Source organism: Nostocoides sp. (genome assembly GCF_035343835.1).
GTDB classification, from domain to species: domain Bacteria; phylum Actinomycetota; class Actinomycetes; order Actinomycetales; family Dermatophilaceae; genus Nostocoides_A; species Nostocoides_A vanveenii.
Genome location: NZ_DAOQZV010000291.1, coordinates 1 through 3,637, shown reverse-complemented (window position 1 = coordinate 3,637; position 3,637 = coordinate 1). Strand labels below are relative to the sequence as shown.

The window sequence follows — 3,637 nt, the reverse complement described above, 5'->3', positions numbered from 1 at the left end:
GGCGTCCTCGGCGGTGGCGGCGGTGGCAAGGACGATCTCGCCCAGGGTGGCGGGCAGGACGTCACAGCCATCCCGGCCGCGCTCGCGGCCGTCGAGGCGGCCCTCGGGAGCCGCTGACGTATGCGGCGCGGGGCCCGTCTCGGGATCGACGTCGGCAGCGTGCGGGTCGGGATCGCGGCGTGCGATCCCGACGGCATCCTCGCCTACCCACTCGTGACCGTGTCGCGGGCACCCGAGGTGAGCCACGGCATACCGGCCGATATCGCCGAGGTGGCGCGGTTGGTCGCCGAGCACCAGGTCATCGAGGTGGTCGTCGGCTTGCCGCGCTCACTCGACGGCGTGGATGGCGCGGCCACTGTCGGTGCGCGCAGTTATGCTCTCGTGGTTGCCAATGTGTGTGCACCGGTGCCGGTCCGCCTGATCGACGAGCGGCTGACGACCGTGGACGCACATCGCAACCTGCGATCCAGTGGGGTCTCGGGCCGGGCGCAGCGGCGGGTCGTCGACCAGGCGGCTGCGGTGCTCATCCTGCAGACAGCGTTGGATCAGGAACGGGCCACCGGCGCACCCGCCGGCAGCCCGGCGACCAAGCCACGGCGTAAGCCGCGACGAAAGGGCAGCGCGCAGTGACGCAGCGTCTCGATCAGGAGATCTTCGGTGGTGGCGGGTCGGCCGAGGCCGCCCGGCCCAAGCCACCGCGGCGGACCTTCCAGTCCCTCACCGCGCTGTTGATCTCGCTCGCCGTCGTCATCGGCGGTGGCTACGGCGTCTACCGGATCGCCAAGCCGGCGATCGCGAAGTTCACCGCCTCGGAGGACTATCCCGGCCCAGGCAGCGGCGAGGCCGACATCGTCGTCAACGAAGGCGACAGCGGGCGCCAGATCGCCTCGACCCTGGTGCGTGCCGACGTCATCAAGACGACGTCCGCGTTCGTGAAGGCCTCCAGCGACAGCCCACGACTCGCGCAGGCGATTCAGCCGGGCAGCTACACGCTGAAAGAGCAGATGAAGGCCATAGACGCCCTGAAGTGGCTGGCCGACCCCAAGCACCGCACCAATCCCCGCGTGACCATCCCTGAGGGGCTGTGGGCGAGCGAGATCTACAAGCGGTTGTCTAAGGCGACAGAGGTGCCTGTCAAGGACTATGAGTCCGCAGCCAAGGACGTCAAGGCTCTCGGGCTCCCGGCCGCCGCGAAGGGCAATGTCGAGGGCTGGCTCTTCCCCGCGACCTACGAGTTCCCGCCCAAAGCGACCGCCGAGCAGCAACTGAAGCTGATGGTGGCCAAGGCTGTCGAGGTGATGAAGGGCGAGAAGATCGACGAGGCCGACTGGGAGAAGACGATGATCCTGGCCTCCATCGTCGAGTCCGAGGCCGGGTCGAGCAATGACCGGCGCAAGGTCGCCCGCGTCTTCATCAACCGCCTCGAGCAGCCCACCGCCGGCACCGTCGGCCGCCTGGACTCCGACGCCACCGTATCCTACGGCGCCAAGCGGCGTGCCGTCGCGCCGACCGAGGCCGAGCGGGCCGACGCGTCGAATCCCTACAACACCAAGATCCACAAGGGCCTGCCGCCCGGCCCGATCTCGAATCCGGGCCGCGACTCCATCGACGCCGTCGCGCATCCGGCCGACGGGCCGTGGTTCTACTTCGTGACCGTCAACCCCTCGACGGGCGAGACGAAGTTCGCGGTGACTCTGGAGGAGCAGGTGAAGAATTCCGAGGAGTTCGTCGCCTGGTGCAAGAAGCACCCCGAAGCCAAGTGCTTCGGCTGACCCCTCGGGACTGACCTCGTGCCGCGGGCCTTCGTCCTCGGATCGCCGATCCGGCACTCGCTCTCGCCGGTCCTGCACCGCGCGGCCTATGCGTCGCTGGGGTTGACCGACTGGACGTATGACGCGGCTGACGTCGACGAGGCCGGCTTCCCGGCCTTCGTGGCCGGGTTGGGCGCGGACGTGCGCGGACTCTCGCTGACGATGCCGCTGAAGCAGGTGGCGTTCACCGTAGCGTCCCTCGTGTCGGAACGCGCGCGGTTGGCGGGCGCGATCAACACGCTGGTCCGGCGCGCCGACGGCGGTTGGGACGCCGACAACACCGATATCGCGGGGATCGTGGCGGCCCTCGGGGGTGCCACGAGTTTGAGCGTGCGGTGGCGGGACGAGGCAGAAGCGCCGGGGCAGGAGACACGACCCTCGGTCGCAGAGCGACGCTCGGGTCGCGACTGCCCCTCTGCTTCCGCCTCGCCCCGCCACTTTCCTGACTCCTCACCTTTCGCACCCAACGCATCGCACAACAGGGTGGCCTCCTGGCGCGCGAACTCTGGAGCCGCGGATTCTCCGAGCGGGGTGATCCTTGGGGCGGGGGCGACAGCGCGGTCTGCGCTGATCGCGTTGCGGGAGTTGGGGTGCCGCCGGGTGACTGTGTGCGCGCGGAATCCGGAGAAGGCGTGGGCGTCGCTGGGGGAGCTGGCGGGGGGGCTCGATGTCGAGTTGACGGTCAGGGATTTGGCGGGGTGGCCTGGGGTGGCTGCGGGGCTCGTGGTCTCGACGCTCCCGGTGGCGGGTGCGCTGGGGGCGGCGGAGGTGCTGCGGGGGAGCGGGACTGGTCCGGGCTGCGTTCGGGGTTGCGGCCCGGGCGGCGGGGTCGTGGTGCTGGACGTGGTCTATGCGGGTTGGCCGACGCCCCTGGCGCGGGCGGCGGAGGCGGTGGGGGCTGAGGTGGTCAGCGGCCTCGACATGCTCGTGCATCAGGCGGTCGAGCAGGTGCAATTGATGACCGGGTTCCGGCCCGACGCGGGGGTGCTGCTGAAGGAAGGGTGGGCCGAACTGTCCCGCCGGGCGGCCCTGGGAGATTGAGGCGCGCCCCTGGGCGGTTGGTTCCGTCGGTGCGCATGGACGAAGGCGGAGGCTGTCGGGGGCGCGTGCGAGGATTCCGCACATGGTGCGTTGGCTGACCGCGGGTGAGTCGCACGGGCAGGCGCTCGTGGCGACGATCGAGGGCTTCCCGGCGGGGATCGAAGTGACCACGACCGACGTGCAGGGCGCCCTGGCGCGCCGGCGGCTCGGTTTCGGCCGGGGTGCCCGGATGGCGTTCGAGCAGGATGTCGTGACCTTCCTCGGGGGCGTCCGGCACGGGCTGACGATCGGTTCGCCGGTCGCGATCATGATCGGCAACAGTGAGTGGCCGAAGTGGCAGACCGTGATGGCCGCGGACCCGGTCAGCGATGAGGCGTATGCCGCGTCCGGTGACGTCAACGCTCCCCAGGAGATCGGGCGCAACCGGCCGTTGACCCGGCCGCGGCCGGGACACGCGGACCTGGTGGGGATGCAGAAATACGGCTTCGAGGATGCCCGCCCGATCCTCGAGCGGGCCTCGGCCCGCGAGACGGCGGCGCGGGTCGCGCTCGGCGAGGTGGCCGCTCAGCTGTTGGCTCAGGCATACGGCATCCGCCTCGTGAGCCACACGATCTCTATCGGGACGGCCTCGGTCGGCCCGGATGCGGCGCTGCCGACCCCCGATGACGTCGACGCGCTGGACGCAGACCCGGTGCGCACGCTGGACGCGGCCGGCTCCGCCGCGATGATCGCCGAAGTCGAGGCGGCGAAGAAGGATGGCGACACGCTCGGCGGGATCGTCGAGG

The 3,637-nt window shown here is 70.5% G+C and carries 4 protein-coding genes; all 4 read left to right on the top strand.

The genetic code is table 11. From position 1 onward, the window contains the following. Positions 1–120 precede the first annotated feature (120 nt). Positions 121–630 (top strand): Holliday junction resolvase RuvX, encoded by a 510-nt coding sequence (ruvX, locus tag PKH97_RS14995; protein WP_324388386.1) that lies wholly within the window; start codon positions 121–123, stop codon positions 628–630. After that, a complete protein-coding gene (gene mltG / locus PKH97_RS14990; RefSeq protein ID WP_324388384.1) occupies positions 627–1,772 on the top strand; it encodes an endolytic transglycosylase MltG in 1,146 nt (381 codons plus the stop codon). The genes ruvX and mltG overlap by 4 nt, the downstream gene beginning before the upstream one ends. An 18-nt stretch (positions 1,773–1,790) precedes the next feature. Next, entirely contained in the window at positions 1,791–2,852 is a 1,062-nt protein-coding gene (locus tag PKH97_RS14985) for a shikimate dehydrogenase (RefSeq protein ID WP_324388383.1), read from the top strand. A gap of 82 nt (positions 2,853–2,934) precedes the next feature. Then, positions 2,935–3,637, top strand: a 703-nt coding sequence (aroC, locus tag PKH97_RS14980) for a chorismate synthase (protein WP_324388381.1), incomplete at its 3' end; no start/stop codon positions are given.